Origin of the sequence: Desulfovibrio sp. DV (assembly GCF_001936595.1) — a bacterium.
Taxonomy (GTDB): Bacteria; Desulfobacterota; Desulfovibrionia; order Desulfovibrionales; family Desulfovibrionaceae; genus Solidesulfovibrio.
Window position 1 is genome coordinate 1 of record NZ_MLBG01000054.1, and the last position, 17,794, is coordinate 17,794.

Annotated in this window: 14 protein-coding genes; 6 read left to right on the forward strand and 8 right to left on the reverse strand. The window is 67.6% G+C overall.

Annotated features, from left to right (window positions below):
• From DVDV_RS12690 to DVDV_RS12705, 4 genes are all read right to left on the reverse strand, one after another.
• Positions 1-804 (reverse strand): hypothetical protein (locus tag DVDV_RS12690; RefSeq protein WP_075355021.1); only part of this gene is annotated, 804 nt, incomplete at its 3' end.
• A complete protein-coding gene (locus DVDV_RS12695; RefSeq protein WP_083634773.1) occupies positions 791-2,044 on the reverse strand; it encodes a glycosyltransferase in 1,254 nt (417 codons plus the stop codon). The genes DVDV_RS12695 and DVDV_RS12690, both read right to left, overlap by 14 nt.
• 111 nt (positions 2,045-2,155) lie before the next feature.
• On the reverse strand, positions 2,156-3,316 hold the full coding sequence (locus DVDV_RS12700) for a hypothetical protein (protein WP_075355022.1): 1,161 nt from the start codon (positions 3,314-3,316) through the stop codon (positions 2,156-2,158).
• A gap of 21 nt (positions 3,317-3,337) precedes the next feature.
• Positions 3,338-4,654: an HlyD family type I secretion periplasmic adaptor subunit gene (locus DVDV_RS12705; RefSeq protein ID WP_075355023.1), complete on the reverse strand. Its 1,317-nt coding sequence runs from the start codon at positions 4,652-4,654 to the stop codon at positions 3,338-3,340.
• A 583-nt stretch (positions 4,655-5,237) separates the two neighbouring features.
• On the opposite strand from DVDV_RS12705, the gene DVDV_RS12710 reads away from it, so the two are divergent.
• A complete protein-coding gene (locus DVDV_RS12710; protein WP_075355024.1) occupies positions 5,238-7,604 on the forward strand; it encodes a bifunctional diguanylate cyclase/phosphodiesterase in 2,367 nt (788 codons plus the stop codon).
• A 207-nt stretch (positions 7,605-7,811) separates the two neighbouring features.
• Here the strand turns inward: DVDV_RS12710 and DVDV_RS12715 are convergent, their stop codons facing one another.
• From DVDV_RS12715 to DVDV_RS12725, 3 genes are read right to left on the reverse strand one after another with little or no spacing between them, the layout of a single operon-like run.
• On the reverse strand, positions 7,812-9,065 hold the full coding sequence (locus DVDV_RS12715) for a hypothetical protein (RefSeq protein WP_075355025.1): 1,254 nt from the start codon (positions 9,063-9,065) through the stop codon (positions 7,812-7,814).
• Positions 9,062-9,874: a glycosyltransferase gene (locus DVDV_RS12720; protein ID WP_075355026.1), complete on the reverse strand. Its 813-nt coding sequence runs from the start codon at positions 9,872-9,874 to the stop codon at positions 9,062-9,064. The genes DVDV_RS12715 and DVDV_RS12720 overlap by 4 nt, the downstream gene beginning before the upstream one ends.
• Before the next feature lie 4 nt (positions 9,875-9,878).
• The gene (locus tag DVDV_RS12725; RefSeq protein ID WP_075355027.1) at positions 9,879-11,000 is read right to left on the reverse strand and encodes an N-acetylneuraminate synthase family protein; all 1,122 of its coding nucleotides are present in this window, start codon (positions 10,998-11,000) and stop codon (positions 9,879-9,881) included.
• A 208-nt stretch (positions 11,001-11,208) separates the two neighbouring features.
• Here DVDV_RS12725 and DVDV_RS12730 point away from each other — a divergent pair, with 208 nt between their 5' ends.
• Genes DVDV_RS12730 through DVDV_RS12745 form a run of 4 tightly spaced genes read left to right on the forward strand, consistent with a single transcriptional unit; the run spans position 11,209 to position 15,693 of the window.
• Entirely contained in the window at positions 11,209-11,982 is a 774-nt protein-coding gene (locus tag DVDV_RS12730) for an ABC transporter ATP-binding protein (RefSeq protein ID WP_075355028.1), read from the forward strand.
• 22 nt (positions 11,983-12,004) lie between these two features.
• Positions 12,005-12,763, forward strand: a complete 759-nt coding sequence (locus DVDV_RS12735) for an acetolactate decarboxylase (RefSeq protein ID WP_075355029.1) — start codon at positions 12,005-12,007, stop codon at positions 12,761-12,763.
• Positions 12,764-12,766: 3 nt separating this feature from the next.
• A complete protein-coding gene (locus DVDV_RS12740; protein WP_075355030.1) occupies positions 12,767-13,699 on the forward strand; it encodes a hypothetical protein in 933 nt (310 codons plus the stop codon).
• Between the two features lie 8 nt (positions 13,700-13,707).
• Positions 13,708-15,693, forward strand: a complete 1,986-nt coding sequence (locus DVDV_RS12745) for an O-antigen ligase (protein ID WP_175577104.1) — start codon at positions 13,708-13,710, stop codon at positions 15,691-15,693.
• Positions 15,694-15,923: 230 nt separating this feature from the next.
• On the opposite strand, the gene DVDV_RS12750 is transcribed toward DVDV_RS12745, so the two are convergent.
• Positions 15,924-16,379: a hypothetical protein gene (locus tag DVDV_RS12750; RefSeq protein WP_075355032.1), complete on the reverse strand. Its 456-nt coding sequence runs from the start codon at positions 16,377-16,379 to the stop codon at positions 15,924-15,926.
• Positions 16,380-16,719: 340 nt separating this feature from the next.
• On the opposite strand from DVDV_RS12750, the gene DVDV_RS12755 reads away from it, so the two are divergent.
• Positions 16,720-17,733, forward strand: coding sequence for a polysaccharide deacetylase family protein (locus DVDV_RS12755; protein ID WP_075355033.1), 1,014 nt, complete (start codon positions 16,720-16,722; stop codon positions 17,731-17,733).
• Positions 17,734-17,794: the final 61 nt, after the last annotated feature.

The following is a 17,794-nucleotide window of genomic DNA, read 5'->3' on the forward strand; positions in this document are numbered from 1 at the left end:
GTTGCGGGGACCGGGGCCGTGTCCGGCGGCGCTGTCCGGGCCAGGGGCAGGGAAAACCGGGGAGCCAAAAAGCGGCGAGCCGGTCGCGGCCAGGACCACGGCAACGAGCGTCCCGTCCGGCACCCCGGCCGGCGGGGCCAGGAGAAAATCGGCCACCGGAGCCGGGCCGGGCCGGGCCCTGTCGGCCAGGGCCCGGCCGAGGACCACCCCGTCGGCCAGGAGCAGGACCTCGGATGGTTCGGGTCCGGCGGCGCGCACGCAGCCGGCCAGGGCCGCGTCTGTCGTCCAGACCGCGCCCCAGGCCGCGCCGTCGGCGACGGCGTCCAAAAGGCCGACCGCCAGCCCGGTCGCTTCGGGCTGGGCCGGGGCGCGGCACAGGGCCACGGCGGCGTCCAGCCCGGCTGCGGGGCGGCCGGCGGCCAGGGCGGCCAGGGCTACGGCCGCCTGGCTGGCCAGATCGTCCGGGGTCAGGGAAAAAGCGGCCAGGGCGTGGCCCAGGGCCTCCTCGGGCCGGCCGGCTTCGCGCAGGGCCATGGCGGCCAGGGTGCGCGCCCGGCCGCTTTTGGGGGCCAGTCTGGCGGCGCGGCCGGCCAGCAGGGCGGCGGTCCGGGCGTCGCCCTGGCGGCGGCAGAGGTCGATTAAAAGGACCAGGGCCTGGACGTGCAGCCCCGGCTGGCCAAGCAGCGGCCAGGCCAGGGCCGTGGCTGCGGCGGGATCGGCGGCGGCCAGGGCCCCGGCCGCAGCCATGGCCCGCTGGGCGGCAGCCGGGACCTCGGGCAACAGGGCGTCGTCAGATCGGGCCATCGAATTCTCCGTTGAGCACCCGCCCGGCCAGTTGCATGTGGGCCGGCAGGCAGATCCGGTTGCGGTCGTAGCGGCTGAGCACCGTTTCCCGGGCCAGGGCGCGCATGGCGGCGAAGTCCTGCCGGTTGGCCAGCACTGCGGCCACCTGGGCCGCCAGGGCTTCGTGGTCGAAAAAATCGACGAGCAGGCCGTTTATGCCGTGGGCCACGACTTCGCGCACCGGCTCGGTGTCCGAGCCGACGAGCAGGCAGCCGGCGGCCATGGCTTCCAGGGCCGACCAGGACAGCACGAAGGGATAGGTCAGATAGACGTGGCAGGCTGAGACGGCCAGGGCGGCCAGATAGTCGGCATAGGGGAGCGCGCCCAGGAAGTGGACCCGGTCGGAGTCTGCGGCCTGGCTTTTTTCGTAGCGTTCCCGGTAGGTCTGGCCGCCGGGCAGGCGAAGCCCGTAGCTCACGTCGTCGCGGCCGATGATGAGCACCCGGCACTTGGGCCGCCGGCGCAGCAGCTCCGGCAGGGCGCGCAGGAAGCTGTGAAAGCCCCGGTAGGGCTCCAGGTCACGGGCCGCATAGGTGACCACCTCGTCGCCCGGAGCCAGCGTCAGGCCGGTTCCCGGCAGGCGCAGCCGGGCGGTCGGGTCCGGGCGCACGACATCGGTGTCCACGCCCTCGTGGATGACCTCGATTTTGCTATGCCATTCGGGCGGATAGCCCTGGCGCTGCCAGGCCGTTGGCGAGACGCCGCGGGTGCAAGCGGCCAGAGCCAGGAGGCCGGCCGTATTTTGCAGCCGCACCAGCGGCCACTGGTACTGGGGCACGGGATATTCCGGATCAAAGACGGCATCGGCCCGGCGGGGATCGTAGTGGTGCTCGCAGTAGCAGATGAGCCGGGCATCGGGAAAGACGTCCAGGAGAAACAGGGCCTCGCCCCAGCCGGGGTGGGCATAGATGAGGTCCGGGACCACGCCGTTTTGGCGCAGCCTCTGGGCGCAGGCCATGGCGGCGGCCCCGCGTCGGATCTGCTCTTCGACATGCCGGGCCAGGGGGTTGAGGTCGGCCGGGGCCTGGCCAAAGCCGTGGTAGGGCGCGTCGATGACGCCGGGTATGGGCTCGGCCCGGCCGGCGTCGCGGATGGCGCAGACCGTAACGTCCGGCCGGCGCAGATACTGGCCGAGCAGGCCCTGGTACTGGGCCGGGAAATCGTGGTGGACAAAAAGGACGGTCAGATCCGTCTGGGCCATGGCGGACCTTCGACCCGGTCAGGCCTGACCGGGTGCGGCCGGAGGGACCGGCAGGCTGTGCTGCGGGATCGGCCGGGGATCCCGCAGCGTTGTCGCGGACTGGGCGTCGGGCTAGGCCTTGGGCTCGAGAACGACGGCCAGGGCCTCCAGGGGATTGCCGGCCATGGGCGAACGCAGGAACTCGCCGTTTCGCACCGGGGTGGCCTGCCCGGCTCCGACGAAGCTGCCGACATAGGCGATGGAGAAGCGTTTGGCCGCTTCGCCGGAAAGGCGCGCGGCAAAGCCCAGCATGGGAGCGCCGGTGCCGCGGGTGCCGGTGAACTGGGGCGGGCTGACCCAGGGCATGGGCTGGCCGTTGGCCCCGATGGCGGCGTATTCGATGTCCTGCAGGGCCACGCCCTCGGCATACAGGGCCACGCCTTCCAGGCGGCGCTTGGAACCGGGGCGTCCGGCGCCCTGGCCGGGATCAAAGGCCACGTCGCCTTCTCCCTCGATATGGCCGGCCATGCGGATGGGCGGCGTGGGACCGGCCGGCTGGCCGGGCGGGGTGAAAGGCCGGGGAGCCTGGGGCGCGGCAAAGCCCGGAGCCGGCCCGAAGCCCGGGGCCTGGCCGAAGGCGGGAGCCTGGCCAAAGCCCGGAGCCTGGCCAAAGCCCGGAGCTTGGCCGAAGGTGGGAGTCTGGCCGAAAGCCGGGGTTGGCTGGGCAAACTGGGGCTGGGCGGCTGCACCCGGGGCAGCCCCGGGGTAGCCGCCAAAGGGTGCTGCCGTTCCCTGGGGTGAGTAGGCCAGCCCGCCGCCGCCAAAGGCCGGGGTGGTGGGCTGCGGCTGGCCCGGGCCGGGCGCGCCGAACTGGCCGGCAGGGGAGGCGAAATGCATGCCGGGCGCGGCCGGCTGGGGCGCGGCCGGCGGCTGCTGGGCAGCGGTCATGCGCTGGATGTCCATGCGGATGCCGGTGGTGGCATAGTCGTTTGGGCGGTAGGTGGTAAAAAGGACCAGGGCTCCGGGATTGGCCACGGCCAGCGTGACCTTTTCACCGACGCCGGCCAGCCAGGCCGTCTGGCCGTCCGGGGTGGACAGCCTGGATGCTTCACGGCTTCCGGGCAGGACGGCGATCAAAATGCAGGGGAACGAGGTGTTGGCCAGCACCTTCGGGGGATGCTCCATGCCACCGACACTGACGGTGTATTCCCCGGGAGGGAACGGCACGAGAGTCGCTTCGCTGACGAGCATGGTTTCCAGGCGGTTGCCTTGTTGAGGCTGTTGCTGGTTCATGAAGGCTCCTTTGGGCGTGGCTTAGGGTTCCCTGATGGATTCACCGAACACGCGGATAAGCGGCCAGGTGATATAGGTGATGACGGTGCGCGTGCCGACCTTGATGTCGGCGGAAAGGGTCATGCCCGGGACCAGCCGGAAATCCTTGGGCACTTCGCGCATATGCTCCATGCCGGTAATGCGGATGCGCGCTTCGTAGATGAGGCGGCGGCCGGAAGTGGTGTCGAGGTATTGGGCGTCTTCGGCGATGGTGCGCAGTTCGCCGTCGAGATACCCGAATTTCTGGAAGGGGTAGGTGTCGAGCTTGATGACGGCCGTGTCGTGTTGGCGGATATACCCGATGTCTGCGGTCTCGATGTACACCGCGGCTTCCAGCGGGGAATCCAGGGGGACCAGGGTCATCATGGATTCGCCGCTTTTAATGACCGTTCCGGGATTGAAGTTGGCAATGTCGAGGACCACGGCGTCGCTTGGGGCGGTGAGCACGGACAGTTCGCGCAGGCGTTCGGCCTTGGAAGAGTCCTCGGCGATGTTTTGCATGTCCTTGCGGGCGGCGGTGAGCTGGCTGACGATTTCGTTGCGCCAGTTCTCGATGAAGCCTTCCTTCTCGGCCACGGCCTGGGCCAGATTGTGGCGCTTGGTCTCAAGGCCTCCCTTGAGCTGTTCCATGGAGACGTTGGTCTGGGCCAGATGGTTTTCGGCTTCGAGCATGGACAGGCGGGAATCAGAGCCCTGCTCGTAGACCTTCTGGCGCATCCCCACCAGTTCCTTGGCCACCTGCACCTGCTTGTCCATCTGGGTGTACTGGCGTTGGCCGGCGATGAGGCCTTGCTGCAGTTCGGAGATTTTTGTGTTGATGCTGCGCAGCTTGGCTGTAAATTCATCCAGGCGGCCGGCCAGGAGCTTGCGCTGGGTCTCGATATCCTGCGGCGAAGCCTCGGGGGGCGGGGCCAGGGCCGTGCCGGTCAGTTCGCTTTGCAGTCGGGCGATGAGGAGTTTTTGATAGGTGACGTTTATTTGCAGGCGCGATGCGTCGGCTGTGGCAAACGTGGGGTCCAGGCGCACCAGGGTATCGCCTTTCTTGACCACTGCGCCGACCCGGACGTCAATGGAGCGGATAATGGCATCGTTTAACGGGGAGACAATGATGTTTTTCCCGGATGAAACGATCTTGCCCAGGGAAGGAATGACCTTGTCCGTCTGGGCAAAGCAAGCCAGAATGATCAGAAAGGCCAGCAGACCGAGAATGGAATGCAGCACCAGCCGGGTTATCCGGGGCAGGGGAGTCAGTTCCAGTTCTTCGGCGTCGGGATGAAATTCAAGCGCCTCCTTGGAAATGGCAGGCGTGTCTTTTTTTTGCTAATTTTTTGCAGCATAGGTCTTGTAGAGTTGACGCCACCGGGCACGTCCTTGTCTGCGCGCGGGTTATACGGATGCGATGCCGAGGCGTCCCGAGCAAGGCACATCTTCTTGGCCAAAAGAGACAGGGGTTGTCAATCCACTTGTTGTGCTGCCTGCAGTTCCGGAGCCGGGCGGCCGGCATCAGGCGGTTTGTGTCTGCAACCGGGGCAGGGAGGCCGCTCCCGGATGGCCAGGGAGTGGGGCCGGCGGACAGGCGGGCCTCTTCGGCCGCACCCGGCCGCAGGGCCGCTCCTGGCGGGGCGAAGGTCTGATGCAGGGCGGCGCTTCGGGTCTCGCGGCCGAAAGCCGGAGCCTGTATGGGGCAACACTTTAGGCCAGAGGGTGGATCGTGGCAAGGGTGCCCGGCTGGTGTGCCGCCCGGTCCTGCCCGGCTGGTGGGTGCAGCCAGCGTCGCCCAATCGTCACGGAAATGTCTGGCAGGCGCGGCCATGGCCTGCCGCCCGGGGGTATAGATCGGGACGGTTCGGCGTCAGGTCCGAATTAAACAATGAGGCAAGACATGCTCAGGACGTATATGCAGTTTTCGCCGCAGTTCCAACAGCCGTATATTCCCGAAGGGGTGGGTGCCGTCCCGGCCCAGATACCAGAATTGCTGCGGGGCCAGAGTCGGACCATGGTGGCCGGACATGTCGGCCTGGGCGGTGCTTTGGGTGTGGTGCTTCTGGAAATCCACGATTTTTATCTGCTGCGCCGGCTGTTTCGCCCGGAAGTCGTCGCGGCTGTTGGCGAGATTCTGGAGAATGAGGCCCGGATGGTGGCCAAGTCCCGGCTCTCGGGATTGCCGGTGTGTCTGGTCGAACGCCTGGATGCCGGGCGGGTGCTGGTTGTGTTGGGCGGCAATGCCGCAGCCCTGGATACCCTGGAGCGCACTGCCGCGGCGCTGCGCCTGGAAGTGCGGGGGCGGCTGCGGCCCGAGGCCGTGCGCCTGACCGGCCAGGAACTGGAAATCCGCTGCGGCGCCGCCCTGGTGCTCAGCCGGGGCGTGGACGGCCTGGATATGGCCCTGGCCTCGGCCGTAAGCGAAGCCTCGCGGCTGGCCCGGGGCGAAGCCGGCAAGGGGGCGTCCCCCATGCAGCGGGAGTTCCGGGAGATCCTGGAACTTGGCCGGGTGCGGGCCGTCTACCAGCCCATCGTCAACCTGCGAAGCGGTACGGTGTTTGCCTGGGAGGCCCTGGCCCGCGGCCCGAGCGAAAGTGTGTTCGCTTCGCCGGCCATGCTCTTTGATTTTGCCGAGGAGACCGAAGCCGTCTTCGTGCTGGAAAAGGCCTGCCGGGAAGCCGCCATTCGCGGCTTCTCGCCGCGCCAGGACGGAGCCAGGCTTTTTTGCAACATCCATCCCCGCACCATGCTCGATCCGGCCTTCACCCCCGGGGAAACGCGCAAGCTGCTGGACAAGTACGGCATTGAGCCCAAGGATGTGGTGCTGGAGATCACCGAGCGCCACAGCGTCAAGGATTTCAACCTGTTCCACCGCACCCTGGCCCACTACCGCGACGCCGGCTACGGCGTGGCCGTGGACGATGTGGGCACCGGCTATTCAGGGCTGGCCTCCATTGCCGAGATCAAACCCGATTTCATGAAGATCGACATGTCGCTGGTGCGCGGCATCGACGCCAACCCGGTCAAGCGGGCGCTTCTGGAAACGCTCCTCACCTTTGCCGAAAAAGTCGGCTGCCGCATCGTGGCCGAGGGGATCGAGACCGAATCCGAACTGATCTGCCTCATTCGCCTGGGCGTGCATTTCGGCCAGGGGTTTTATCTCGGCCGGCCGGCCCTGCCGCCGGCCCTGCCGCGCGAGGACATCCGGCTGGCCATTGTCACCGGATCGAGCCAGGCGGTCGACGGACTCAAATGCGCCTCGCCCATAAGCGATCTGGCCGAACGGCCGAACCAGATTCCCCACAATGCCCAGGTGGGCGAGGTCAAACAGTTTTTTGACGCCGAGGAAGCGGCCCATGCCGTGGTGGTGGTGTGCGACGGCCGGCCCGAAGGCCTTATCATGAGCCATCATCTTGATCGGCTGCTCAGTTCCCAATACGGCCTGGCCCTGTTCCTGCGCCGCGAAGTCACCCGCATCATGGACCCCCAGCCCCTGGCCGTGGAATGGGACACGCCCGTGGAAGTGGCGGCCCAGGCAGCCATGGCCCGGGACCGCGACAAACTCTACGACCCCATCCTGGTCACCTGCCGGGGCAAGTTGTCGGGCATCGTATCGGTGCAGAAAATCCTCGACGCCCTGGCCTGCGTCCAGGTGGAAATGGCCAAGGGGGCCAATCCGCTGACCGGACTGCCCGGCAACGTGGCCATCGAACGCGAAATCGCCCGGCGCTCGGCCGCCCAGAGGGCCACCTGCCTGGTCTATGTCGATCTGGATAACTTCAAGGTCTACAACGACGTCTTCGGCTTCCAGAACGGCGACAAGGCCATCCTCATGACCGCCCGCATCCTGGGCGAGGCCCTGGCCTCCCTCGGCGGCGAGGAGGATTTTCTCGGCCATGTGGGCGGCGACGACTTTGTGCTGCTGTGCAGTTGCGACACCGTGGAGCCGGTCTGCCAGGCGGCCCTCGAGGCCTTTGCCCTGGCCTCGCCAGCCCTTTACAACCCCGAGGACCGGAAACGGGGCTTCATTGAAGGCCAAAGCCGCGACGGCCGGGTGGGGCGCTTTGATCTGCTCACCATCTCCATGGGCGTCATCGACTGCGCCTTTGTCGTGCCCGTGACCATGGACGAACTGGGGCAGCGGGCGGCGGCGGTCAAGAAATTCGCCAAATCCCAAAGCGGCAACTCCCTCGTGCGCGACCGGCGCAGTCCGCTTGGCCTGCCCGGCGAAGCCAACGAACGCAGGGAGCCGGCAGCCGGGAAGTGAGAATGGGAAAAGAAGGAAAAGCGTGCCTCCGGCGGCCAAAGGGGTGACCCCTTTGGAATCCCACGAGGGGTGCGTGTGATCTGACCATGTGCGATGCCCGGTCGCTGCATGGGCGTGGAGCACGAAAAGGCGGGAAGCCTTGTGGCGATGGCGGCCGAAGGGAGTGATGCCCTTGGGACGCCATTCGTTTTTTTGGGGCAGGCGGCCCTAGCGGCCGGGCACAACCGTGGTCAGCGGCAGGAGGGCGGCGGCATAGGCCGCATCGTGGGGGCAAAACCCGGTGCGGTCCCACAGCCCGGCATCCGGGGCGCGGCGCAAGGTCGCGGCCGTGCGCCCGCCGATGGCGGCAAGCAAGGCCTCGGGGCCGCCATCGGCCGGCCGGCCATCGAAAAGTTCTATTGCCATCTGCGGCCAGAAGCGGCCTGCGAACTGCCGGCCCAGGGCCACGAAGGCCCGGTGGGACCAGGCCGTCTCGTGGACGGGGTGGGCCAGTATCGGGGCCGGGCAAAAGCGCAGCCGGCCGCCGGCCCGGGCCACGGCCAGGGGCAGGGCGTAGTCCCACCAGGGCAGGCCCAGGAAAAAGCCGTCCAGCTCCGGCCGGGTGGCGAAGCGGACGTCCACGGCGCACAGATCAAAGCCCACGTCGTAATAGGTCCCGATTCCGGGCCGTCCGGGGTCACTGTCCACCCGGCAGGCGATGACCGCGCCGCCGGCTGCGGCACTGGCCAGACGGGCGGCGAAGTCGGGACGGGCCGCGAGAACGAGGTCGGCGTTGACCACGCACACGGTCCCTGCTCCGGTGGCTGCGCCGGCGGCCAGGAGTTGCGGCAGCCCGGCGTAGGGCCGGCCAAAGGGGGCCAGGGCCGTGGACGCGGCCGGCACAAAGGCCGCCTCGGGAAAGCGGTCGGCCAACAGGGCAATTTCCGGCGGTGTATTGACCGACACGATGGTGCGAAAGCCGGCCGCGGCCAGGGCGGCCAGGGCCTCCCGGCTGCGGGCGTCGGCCGTGGGCGGCAGGCTGGTCACGGCCACGGCCGATACGCTGGAAACGTCGGGCTCAGGAGCCGGGGGCGGCGGCAGGGAAAAAGCCGCGGCATTGACCCGGGCGGCGATGCGTCCGGGATCGGCCTCGGCTGCCCGGGCAAAATATCCGGCCCCGGCCGGCCCTTCGCCCAGGGCCAGGGCGGCGTGGCCGGCGCAGAGCAGCCCCTGTCCGCTGTCGCCGTGCTCGCGGCAGACAGCCAGGGCCAGGGCCAGGGCGTCGCCCGGCCGGCCCAGGGCCAGGAGCAGGTCGGCGCGAAGGAGCATGGCCAGCGGCGTGTCCCGGCCGGCCGGTCCGGCCAGGACATCCAGGGCCACGGCCAACTCGCCGCGGCGCACCAGCGCACGGGCGGCCTTGAGGACGGCATGGGCGGCCGCAGTATCGGGCATGAGCCCGGCAAAGGCCGTGTCCGGGCTCATGGCCGGGCCGCGTCCAAAGCGTCGAGATGTGCCCTGGCCCGGGCGGCCAGCCGGCAGGATTCGGCCAGCAGGTTGGCGTAGCGGGGCGGGGTATGCTGGCCGGTCAAGCGTGCCGGCCCGTGGCGGCGAACGCCGTAGAGCACCCGCGGCACATGGACGAATGTCGCCCCGGCCATGGCGAAGCGCAGGTAGTGGTCGTAGTCGTTGGCGCTGGTGTAGGCCTCGTCCATAAGCCCTACGGTGTCGTGCAGACGGCGGCGGTAGAGCCGGCACACGCCCAGATGGTACCACTCGGCCAGACAGGCCTTCATATCGAATTCCGGAAAGGTCATGCGGCGATAGATGCGGCCGTCGTCTTCCACCACGTCCTGGTCGGCGTAGGCGAAATCGGCCCCGGTGCGATCGAGGGCGGCGGCCAGTTCCTCGATCATGTGCGGGTAGGGCAGATCGTCGCCGGGAATATAGGTGCAGTATTCCCCGGTCGCCCGGCCAAGCCCTTCGTTATAGGTGCGGGTGGGGCCGATGTCGGCCTCGAAACGCACGATCGAAAGACGCCTGTTTTGCGGATAGGTGAGCACCCGCTCGCGAACGACCTGCCCGTCCGCGTCCATACGGACCACCGGGTCGGCCGCAGCCGTGGCGATCTGGCCCGGCAGGGCCTCGAGATAGTCCTTGGTGCCGTCGGTGGAGCCGCCGTCCACGATGATGATTTCCAGCTCCGGATGGGTCTGGAACAGGCAGCGGTCCACACAGGCCGGCAGATAGGCGGCCTGATTGAAGGTGGGGATGACGATGCTGGCCAGGGCCATGGCGTCAAAAGCCGGACAGGGCCTTGGCCGGCCGGTCGGGGCCGTCGGCGACGGCGCTGTGCCCGGCCGGGGCGGCCAGGATGTCGAAGCGCACGGCCTCGTCCTGGCGCACCTTGGCCAGGAGCCGGCTGCCGACCACGGCGTCGCACAGGGAGGGGCTCAGTCCCGTGCCGGGGCATTTGCAGGCCAGGTCTTCGGGGCCGACTGTGTGCCCGGCCGGCAGGTCGCGGGCGAACACCAGGGATTTTCGCAGCTTGGCTGCGGCCGCTGCTTCGCCCGGAAAAATCTGCTTGCGCGTCACCCGCATGGCCGCCTCGGCCTGGCGCACCATGTCGGCCATGGCGGCAAAGGCCTCGGGCGTCAGCGACACCTGATGGTCGGTGCCGGGCAGGCTGCGGTCCAGGGTGAAATGCCGTTCGATGACGACCGGGGCAAAGGCCACCGCCGCAATGGTCGGTCCAAGGCCGCGCTCGTGGCCGGAATAGCCGACCGGCAACCCGTAGCGGCGGCGCAGCACGTCCATGACCGGCAGCCCCACCTGCTCATCCGGGCAAGGGTAGGAGCTGTTGCAATGCAGGATCACGATGCGCTCATGGAAGCGGCGCAATTCGGCCACGGCCATGTCGAGGTCGGCCAGCCCGCTCATGCCGGTGGAGAGGATGACCGGCAGGCCGGTCTCCCCGGCCAGGCGCAACAGCGGCACGGTGACCAGATCGGCCGAGGGGATTTTCAGCAGTTCGACGCCGAGGGCAACCAGCAGGCGCAGGCTGGGCGCGTCCCAGGCCGAGGCGAAAAAGGCCAGTCCAAGGGATTCGGCCAGGGTCTTGAGTTCGGCCAGGGCCTCGCCGGACAGTTCCAGCGCCGCCCGGTGGCGGCCGTAGGTGTCGCCGAAACTGTTGGCCCCGCCGTAGGGAGCGTCGAGGCCGGCCCGGGTGAACAGCGCGCCCAGGTCGCGTTTCTGGAATTTGACGGCATCGGCTCCGCAGGCCGCGGCCGCGCGCACCATTTCCCGGGCGGTTTCCAGGCTGCCCTGGTGGTTGTTGCCGATTTCGGCCACCAGGAAGGCCGGGCATCCCGGGCCGACGGCGTGGCCGCTTCGCAGGCGGAGGATCGGGGCGGTGGGCATGGGACGGTACTCTCCAGGGCGGTGATGCGTCAGGCCGCCGTACGGACGTTAGCCCTGATGCCGGGCTGGCACAAGCCGGCGGCGGCGGTCGGCGGAAATTGCCGGCCAAGGAGCACAGTGCAAGCCATGTGCCGGCCGGCTGGTTCTTGCCATCAGGGCGGATTGCGGTCAAAGTGGCGCGGTTTGTATTTTCCCCGGGATAGGTGCCATGAACCAGCCCATGATCGAAATTCACGGCCTGACCAAGGCCTTCCAGGGACAGCCCGTGCTTCGCGGCGTGGACATGATCGTGCCCGAGGGCATGGTGACGGCTGTTATCGGCAAATCCGGCGAAGGCAAGAGCGTCCTTTTAAAGCACATCATCGGCCTTATGCGCCAGGATGCGGGCGAGATCCTGTTCCAGGGCGAGGCGCTCTCGGCCATGCCCCGGGAGGCCCAGCGGGCCTTTCGCCGCCGTTGCAGCTACATGTTTCAGAACATGGCCCTTTTCGATTCCATGACCGTGGCCGAGAACATCGCCCTGCCGCTTCGCGAAACCGAGCACTTGAGCGAATCCCAGGCCGCCGATAAGGTCATGTCCATGGCCGAACGCCTGGAACTGGTCGGCATCCTCGGCAAATACCCGTCCCAGATTTCCGGCGGGATGCAAAAACGTGTCGCCCTGGCCCGGGCTTTGGTGACACAGCCCGGACTGGTTTTGTTTGATGAGCCGACCACCGGCCTTGACCCCATCCGCAAGGCCTCGGTGCTGCAACTGATCGACTCTGCCCGCCGACAGTTTGATTTTACGGCGGTGTTGGTGAGCCACGACATCCCGGACGTGTTCGGGGTGGCCGGCCATGTGGCCATGCTCGACGCCGGTCGCATCGTCTGGCAGGGCACGCCCGAGGCCATCGGCCAGTGCGAAAATCCCGTGGTCAAACGGTTTCTGGCCGGCGAACCCGAACCTGACGCCGACGATGTCGGCTCCGGCTTTTCCTAGGCCCGCGTCCCTGGAGGACCCCATGCCACGCTGTGCCCTGCTGCGCCTTGCCATCCTTGCCGTCTCGCTGTTCGTTGCCGATCCGGGCCGGCTTTGGGCCGCCACCCTGCACCAGACCGGCACCATCGAGGCCCTGATCGTGGGCGACTATGCCGGCCAGCGGTCCTGCGCCGGCCTGCTGCGCCAGGGCGACTTTGGCCTCGGCACGTTTGACGACCTCGACGGCGAGATGGTTGTTCTCGATGGGGTGGTCTATCAGGTCACCGCCGACGGCGTGGTCCACCGGGCGCGTCCCGGCCAGACAGCTCCCTTTGCCCAGATCGTGCGCTTTGCCGGGTCCGTTGACCTTGGCCGGGTGGACGGCCTGGATCTGTCCGGCCTGACCGCCGCCCTGGCCGCCCGGCTGCCCGATCCCTCGAAAATGTGCGCCGTGCGGGTGGACGGCCTCTTCCCGGCCCTGACCGTGCGCAGCGTACCGGCCCAGCGCCAGCCCTGGCCGCCCCTGGCCGAGGCCATCAAGCACCAGAGCACCTTTTCCCTGGCCGATGTGGCCGGGACCCTGGTCGGCTTCTACACGCCGCCGGGCCTGCCGTCCCTGTCGCCGTCGGGCTGGCATTTTCATTTCCTCAGCCGCGACCGCAGCCGGGGCGGTCATGTCCTGGCCCTGACCGCCGGACCGGCCAAGGCCCGGGGCGATGTGGTCACCAGCCTGGACGTCGTCTATCCGACCGGGGTGCTGCCCCGGGGCGCTGTGGCCGCACCTGCCGCAGGAACGGAATAAAGCTTGGATTTCCTGTCTTATTTCATGCCGGGCGAGCGACGCCCGGCCCCAGGCGCAGCCGATGCCGCAACCGTTGCCGCCCGGGAACGCACGGCCGATCTGCTGGCCCTGTCCAGTGCCCGCCTGGACGGCCTGTACGCGCTGCTTGGGGCCGACGATCTCCGGGACGCGGCCCTGCTGGCCGGGCTCTTGGCCGAGGACCTGGACGCCCTGGCCGAGGAACTGGGGCTGGCCGGGGAACCTTCCGTCCGGGAGGACCGGGCCGGCCTTGGGCTGTTGCCGGACGGCGACGCCCTGTCCGCCTTTGCCCGCCGGGGCGAGTCCTGTCTGGCCCGCCTCAATCAGGCCTTTGCCGCCAAAAAAGCCGGGCCCTGGGAGCTTTCGGCCGACCGCTACGAATCCCGGGCCTTGTGGCGGGTGCGCACGGCCCTGGTTTGCTGCGTGGCCCTCCTGGCCACCTCCATGCTCCTGGGCGACACCCTGGCCAAAAAACGCCGGGAATTTGCCGCCATGGTGGCCCTGCTCCATGAGCGGACCGAGGCCGGGCAGGCGCTTTCGACCCTGGCCGCCCTGGCCCATGAGGCCAAGACAGCCACCGGCACGCCGCTTTTCGACATTACCGGCGAGAACTGCACGAGCTGCGGCTGTGCCGGGCGCGATCTGCGCACCGTGCCCGAGGGCGACGTGTGCCGGCGCAAATGGGACAGCGCCCGGGAACGCCTGGGCCGGGCCGCCGGGGCCTCGCCCAAAACCCTGGCCCGGCTGGCCCGCGATCCCTGGGGCTCGCCCTATCTGCTCAATGAAAACGAGGCCGAGAGCCCGGATTTTCCCTGCCTGCCCGATGTCGTGGCCTCGGCCGGGCAAAATGGCCTGTTGGGTGACGCCGACGACCTTGTAAAAGACGTGCCAAACGCCTTTTGTCCGGACAAACGGTAGGCCGGACCATGGGCGCAACGGCGACAGGCACGGGCATGGCCGACGGGGCGATGCGGGCTGGCGGCATGGCGCTGGTGGCCGGCCATCTGCTGCTCTCGGCCATGGCCCTGTGTTCCCTGGGCCGCCCGGCCCAGGCCCTTGTCGGCCTTGTCCTGGCCGGCGGGGCGGCCATGGCCGTGTCGGGCCGGGGCCTGTCCCGTGGCCTTTTCCTGCTCGGGTTCACCCTTTTTCTCTTTGGCTGGCAGACCTACGTCTATCCGGCCGTGGCCTTCGGCCTGGTTCTTGATGCGGCCACCCTGGCCCTTGCCTGGGGCAATCTCGGGCGTCGGCCGGCCGGTCCGGGCCTGACCGGGGCGCTCCTTGGGGCTGTTGTCGCCATGGCCCTGGGCTCCATGTGGCTTCTGCCCTGGGACCGGCTGGCAACGGCGGCCACGCTCTTTGGCCCGAGCGGGTTTTTCGCCTCCATGGTCTTTTCCCCGGCCGACGCTCCGGCCTACGGACTGGCCGCGGCCCTGCGCCTGGCCGTCATGGCCGTCTTTGCCCGGGAACTGGCCGCAAGCCCCCTTTCCGGGCGCTTTGAAACCCTGGTCGCCGGCATCGCGGCCGGGCTGGTCACGGCCATCGTCTTTGGCCTGACCGAGCATTTCCGGGGCGACCATTATCTGCTCCACTACCGTTTCACCTCGCTTTTCGCCAATCCGGGCTGGTTTGCCGAATACGTGGCCGTGGCCGCGCCCTTTCTGCTTCTGCCCTTTGCCCGTCGGGGCCTGTGGCGTCGGGGCTACGGCGCGGCCTGTCTGGCCCTTTGCGCCGGGGCGTTGGTCCTCACCCTGGCCCGGGCCGGCTGGATCGCCGGCAGCCTGACCTTTGCCTGCGCCGTTTTTTTGTATCTGCGAAACGGGCCCATGGCCCGGTTTCCCCGGCCCTACGGCCATCTGCCCGGGCTGGCCGTGGCCGGCGCCCTGGTCCTGGCCCTGGCCTTTTGGGCTTCTGGCCGGGAATTGTCGGCCATAAGCCGGCCGATCAATGCCCTGCTCAAGGAACGGGTCGGCAATTTCACGGATTCCCCCCGGCCGGCGCTTTTCCGCTCCGGCCTGCTCATTGCCGCCGAGCGGCCGGTTTTCGGCATGGGCTATGAAAGCTATGCCCGGCACTATCCGGTCCTTTTGGCCGCGCCGGCCTCCTGGCTCGGGCGCTACGGCGACCCGTCGGCCGAGGTGTTCGAGACCTCCCACAACATGTACATCCAGCTCATTTCGGGCCTGGGGATCGCCGGCCTTGGCCTGTGGCTGGCCCTGGCCGGCCGGGCCGGCTGGGTGTTGTGGCGGCGGGCCAGGGACACGGCCGGGATGCTCGACGCCGCCTTGCTCCTCTCCCTGGTCGCGTTTCACGTCTATGCCTTTTTCCAGGAAATGTTTTACGTGCCGCCGGTGCTCTTCCTGCTCTTCGTGCCTCTTGGCCGGGCCATGGCCCTGGAACGGGGAGAGCAGGGGAGGCGCTGGCCGGCCTTTGCGGCCTGGGGGCTGGCCCTGGCTGCTGTCGGCTCTTACGCCGCCGACGCCGGCCTTTCGCGCACCGGGGCGCGGTTGTCTCTGCCCCGGTGGCGCGGTGCAGCAGTGGTCTACGAGGGATTTTTCCCGCCAGAGCCCATTGCCGGGCACAATCTGCGCTGGAGCGTGGGGGACGCGGCTATTGAGGTCGCGCCCGGCGAGGCCACTCTCACCCTTTTTTCACCCGTGCCGACCGACGTGCTGCTGGTCTCCGACGCCGGGCCGCTGGGCCGGCTGCGCCTGGACGGCGGGCCGGTCACCCGGCGCTACCGGCTGCCCGATGGCGGCGACGGCCGGGCCAGGACCATCTTTATCATGCCCCAAAGCGCCTTTGTGCCCATGGCCCAAACCGGCGTCCTCGACCCCCGACGCCTGGGCGTGGCCGTGGGGGTAACGGTGGAAGGGAGCGCCGGGGGGGAGGCGAACGATACGGCCGGCGAGTGAGGGAAGAGGGGGAATGCCTCGGCGGCCGGGGCGTGCGTGGGAGAAGAGGAGAAATGCCTCCGGCGGCCGGGGGGATGATCCCCCCGGACCCCTGCAAAGGGGGAGGTTGTTAAAAAAGGGGCGTCAGGTCGGTGAGGGGCGCAACGACAGGAACTGATCCCCTTGGAAAACCGTAAGAGAAGCAAAAGATTGGGGTGCGATGCGGTTTGGGCGGCCGGACAGGCGGAGGGCTAGAGGTTTTCGGTGTTGCGCTCAAAGACCCGCAGTTCGTTTATGACCTGGGTGCCAAGCTGGAACAGAGCTTGGTTTTCCTGGCCTTCCACCAGTTCGGTCAGAAGCTTTATGTCCTGGGGCAGCCCGGCCAGGGTGACGTCCTTGAGATCGCGCAGGCTCCCCAGGGCAAAGGTCTTGTCGCGTTTGGCCACCATATGCTCGGCCACATCGGTCATGTGGACCAGCCCCCGGGCTTTTTCGGCGTAGATGGCGCACACGGCGGTCAGGTGGGACAGGATGTTTTTTTCGCTTGCCACCTCGGTCTTGAAGTACAGGTCGGCGGCTTTGGCGGCATAGGCGTTGAAATGCTCATACGATGTGCGGAAATGCTTGGAAGCGCCCTGGGCCTGGGCGGCTGCGGCCAGGGTGAGCAGCAGGCACAAAAAACATGAAGCGGCGTGGCGTTTGGACATGGCGTCTCCGTGAATGGCCGCCCGGCAAAAACATCTCCCGGCGGCAAGCGCCACATACCACTTTTTGATCGGTCGTCAATGCACCCGTCAAGGGGACTTGCCGCCGGGCCGACCGTGCTTATTCTTCATTGTGCCGGAAGCCATGGATCAAAACTGCTGTGGCTGCCGGGTATATCCCTCCTTACGGTTGTGTTGTTGTCCTGCACCATCCCAAGGGCCGCCCTCGGCGGCCCTGCTTTTTGCCTGTCCCTGCCAGCAGCAGACATTGACTTTTGGCATTATTATTGTATGTTTTTCTTTGCCCCAACCTCAAGCGGCAGCATTGCCCTGCGGACAACCCATGGAAAAAATTCGTGGAATTCGTGTTCTCTCTCGTGCCCTGCTCCTGGCCGCAGTCCTTTTGGCCGGCAGCGCAGCCATGGGGAAAGTGTGTCTCGCGGGCATGGTCAGCCTGGTCTTCGACGACGGATTGTCCAGCGTCTATGAATACGCCTTTCCCGTCCTGACCCGCTATGGTCTGGTCGCCACCGTGGGCATCATTGCCGATCGGGTGGATTCCGGCGACCCTGACTTCATGAAGGAAAAAGACCTGCACGAGCTTGAGATGGCCGGATGGGAAATCGCTTCCCACAGCCTGACCCACAAGCGGCCCATCGACATCCCCAAGTTCGTGGCCGAGGAGAAATGCCTCCTGCTCAAGCCCGTGGCCGGCCAGCGTCCGCTTTTTGAGGCCAAATACAAATACGAAGAGCTGTCCGGACTGATGGAAAACGGCAAGGTGCTGCGCGAGCGGGCCAGTGGCAAGAGCGTGCGCGAGGAGCCCGGCAGCTATTATTTCGACGAACTGATCGGCGAGGTTCTGGTCCATCCCTTCGATCCCGCCAGTGCGGAAAAGCAGCAGATCGTGGCCATCTCCTACGAACGCGAGATGCAGGCCTCCAAACAGGAACTCTCCGACCTCGGTTTCAACGTCTCCACCTACATCACCCCGCACAATTACTGGACCCCGGAGATGAGCGAACTCTCCAAGCGCTTTTATTCCCAGGTGGCCAACGGCGGCGACACGTTCAACCGCAAGGGATCGACCGACCGTTACTGGCTCAAGCGCTTTGTGGTCCATACCAACGATACGGCCGAAGCCATCATCGGACTGGTCAAGGAACACGCCATCCGCGAGAACGGCTGGGTGATTTTCTGCCTGCACGGCATCGGTTCGGACCTTGGCTGGGAACCCTGGGATGCTGCCAAACTCGGGCAGCTCGCCGATTTCCTGAAGAAAAAGGCCGTGCCCGTGGTCACCATCGACAAGGGTGTCAAAATCTGGGTCGAAGGCAAAGGCAAGCCCGGCATCTGATCAACCGCCCGGCTGCAAGGCGCGGCGCAGCGGCTGCGGCCGGGCGCAGTCCCGGCTGGCC

Excerpts from the sequence above, each read along its gene's own strand:
- DVDV_RS12720 (WP_075355026.1), bottom strand. The coding sequence starts at position 9,874 with ATGGCCCTGGCCAGCATCGTCATCCCCACCTTCAATCAGGCCGCCTAT.
- DVDV_RS12755 (WP_075355033.1), top strand. The coding sequence starts at position 16,720 with ATGGAAAAAATTCGTGGAATTCGTGTTCTCTCTCGTGCCCTGCTCCTG.
- DVDV_RS12700 (WP_075355022.1), bottom strand. The coding sequence starts at position 3,316 with ATGAACCAGCAACAGCCTCAACAAGGCAACCGCCTGGAAACCATGCTC.
- DVDV_RS12750 (WP_075355032.1), bottom strand. The coding sequence starts at position 16,379 with ATGTCCAAACGCCACGCCGCTTCATGTTTTTTGTGCCTGCTGCTCACC.
- DVDV_RS12730 (WP_075355028.1), top strand. The coding sequence starts at position 11,209 with ATGAACCAGCCCATGATCGAAATTCACGGCCTGACCAAGGCCTTCCAG.
- DVDV_RS12710 (WP_075355024.1), top strand. The coding sequence starts at position 5,238 with ATGCTCAGGACGTATATGCAGTTTTCGCCGCAGTTCCAACAGCCGTAT.
- DVDV_RS12715 (WP_075355025.1), bottom strand. The coding sequence starts at position 9,065 with ATGAGCCCGGACACGGCCTTTGCCGGGCTCATGCCCGATACTGCGGCC.
- DVDV_RS12725 (WP_075355027.1), bottom strand. The coding sequence starts at position 11,000 with ATGCCCACCGCCCCGATCCTCCGCCTGCGAAGCGGCCACGCCGTCGGC.
- DVDV_RS12745 (WP_175577104.1), top strand. The coding sequence starts at position 13,708 with ATGGGCGCAACGGCGACAGGCACGGGCATGGCCGACGGGGCGATGCGG.
- DVDV_RS12695 (WP_083634773.1), bottom strand. The coding sequence starts at position 2,044 with ATGGCCCAGACGGATCTGACCGTCCTTTTTGTCCACCACGATTTCCCG.
- DVDV_RS12735 (WP_075355029.1), top strand. The coding sequence starts at position 12,005 with ATGCCACGCTGTGCCCTGCTGCGCCTTGCCATCCTTGCCGTCTCGCTG.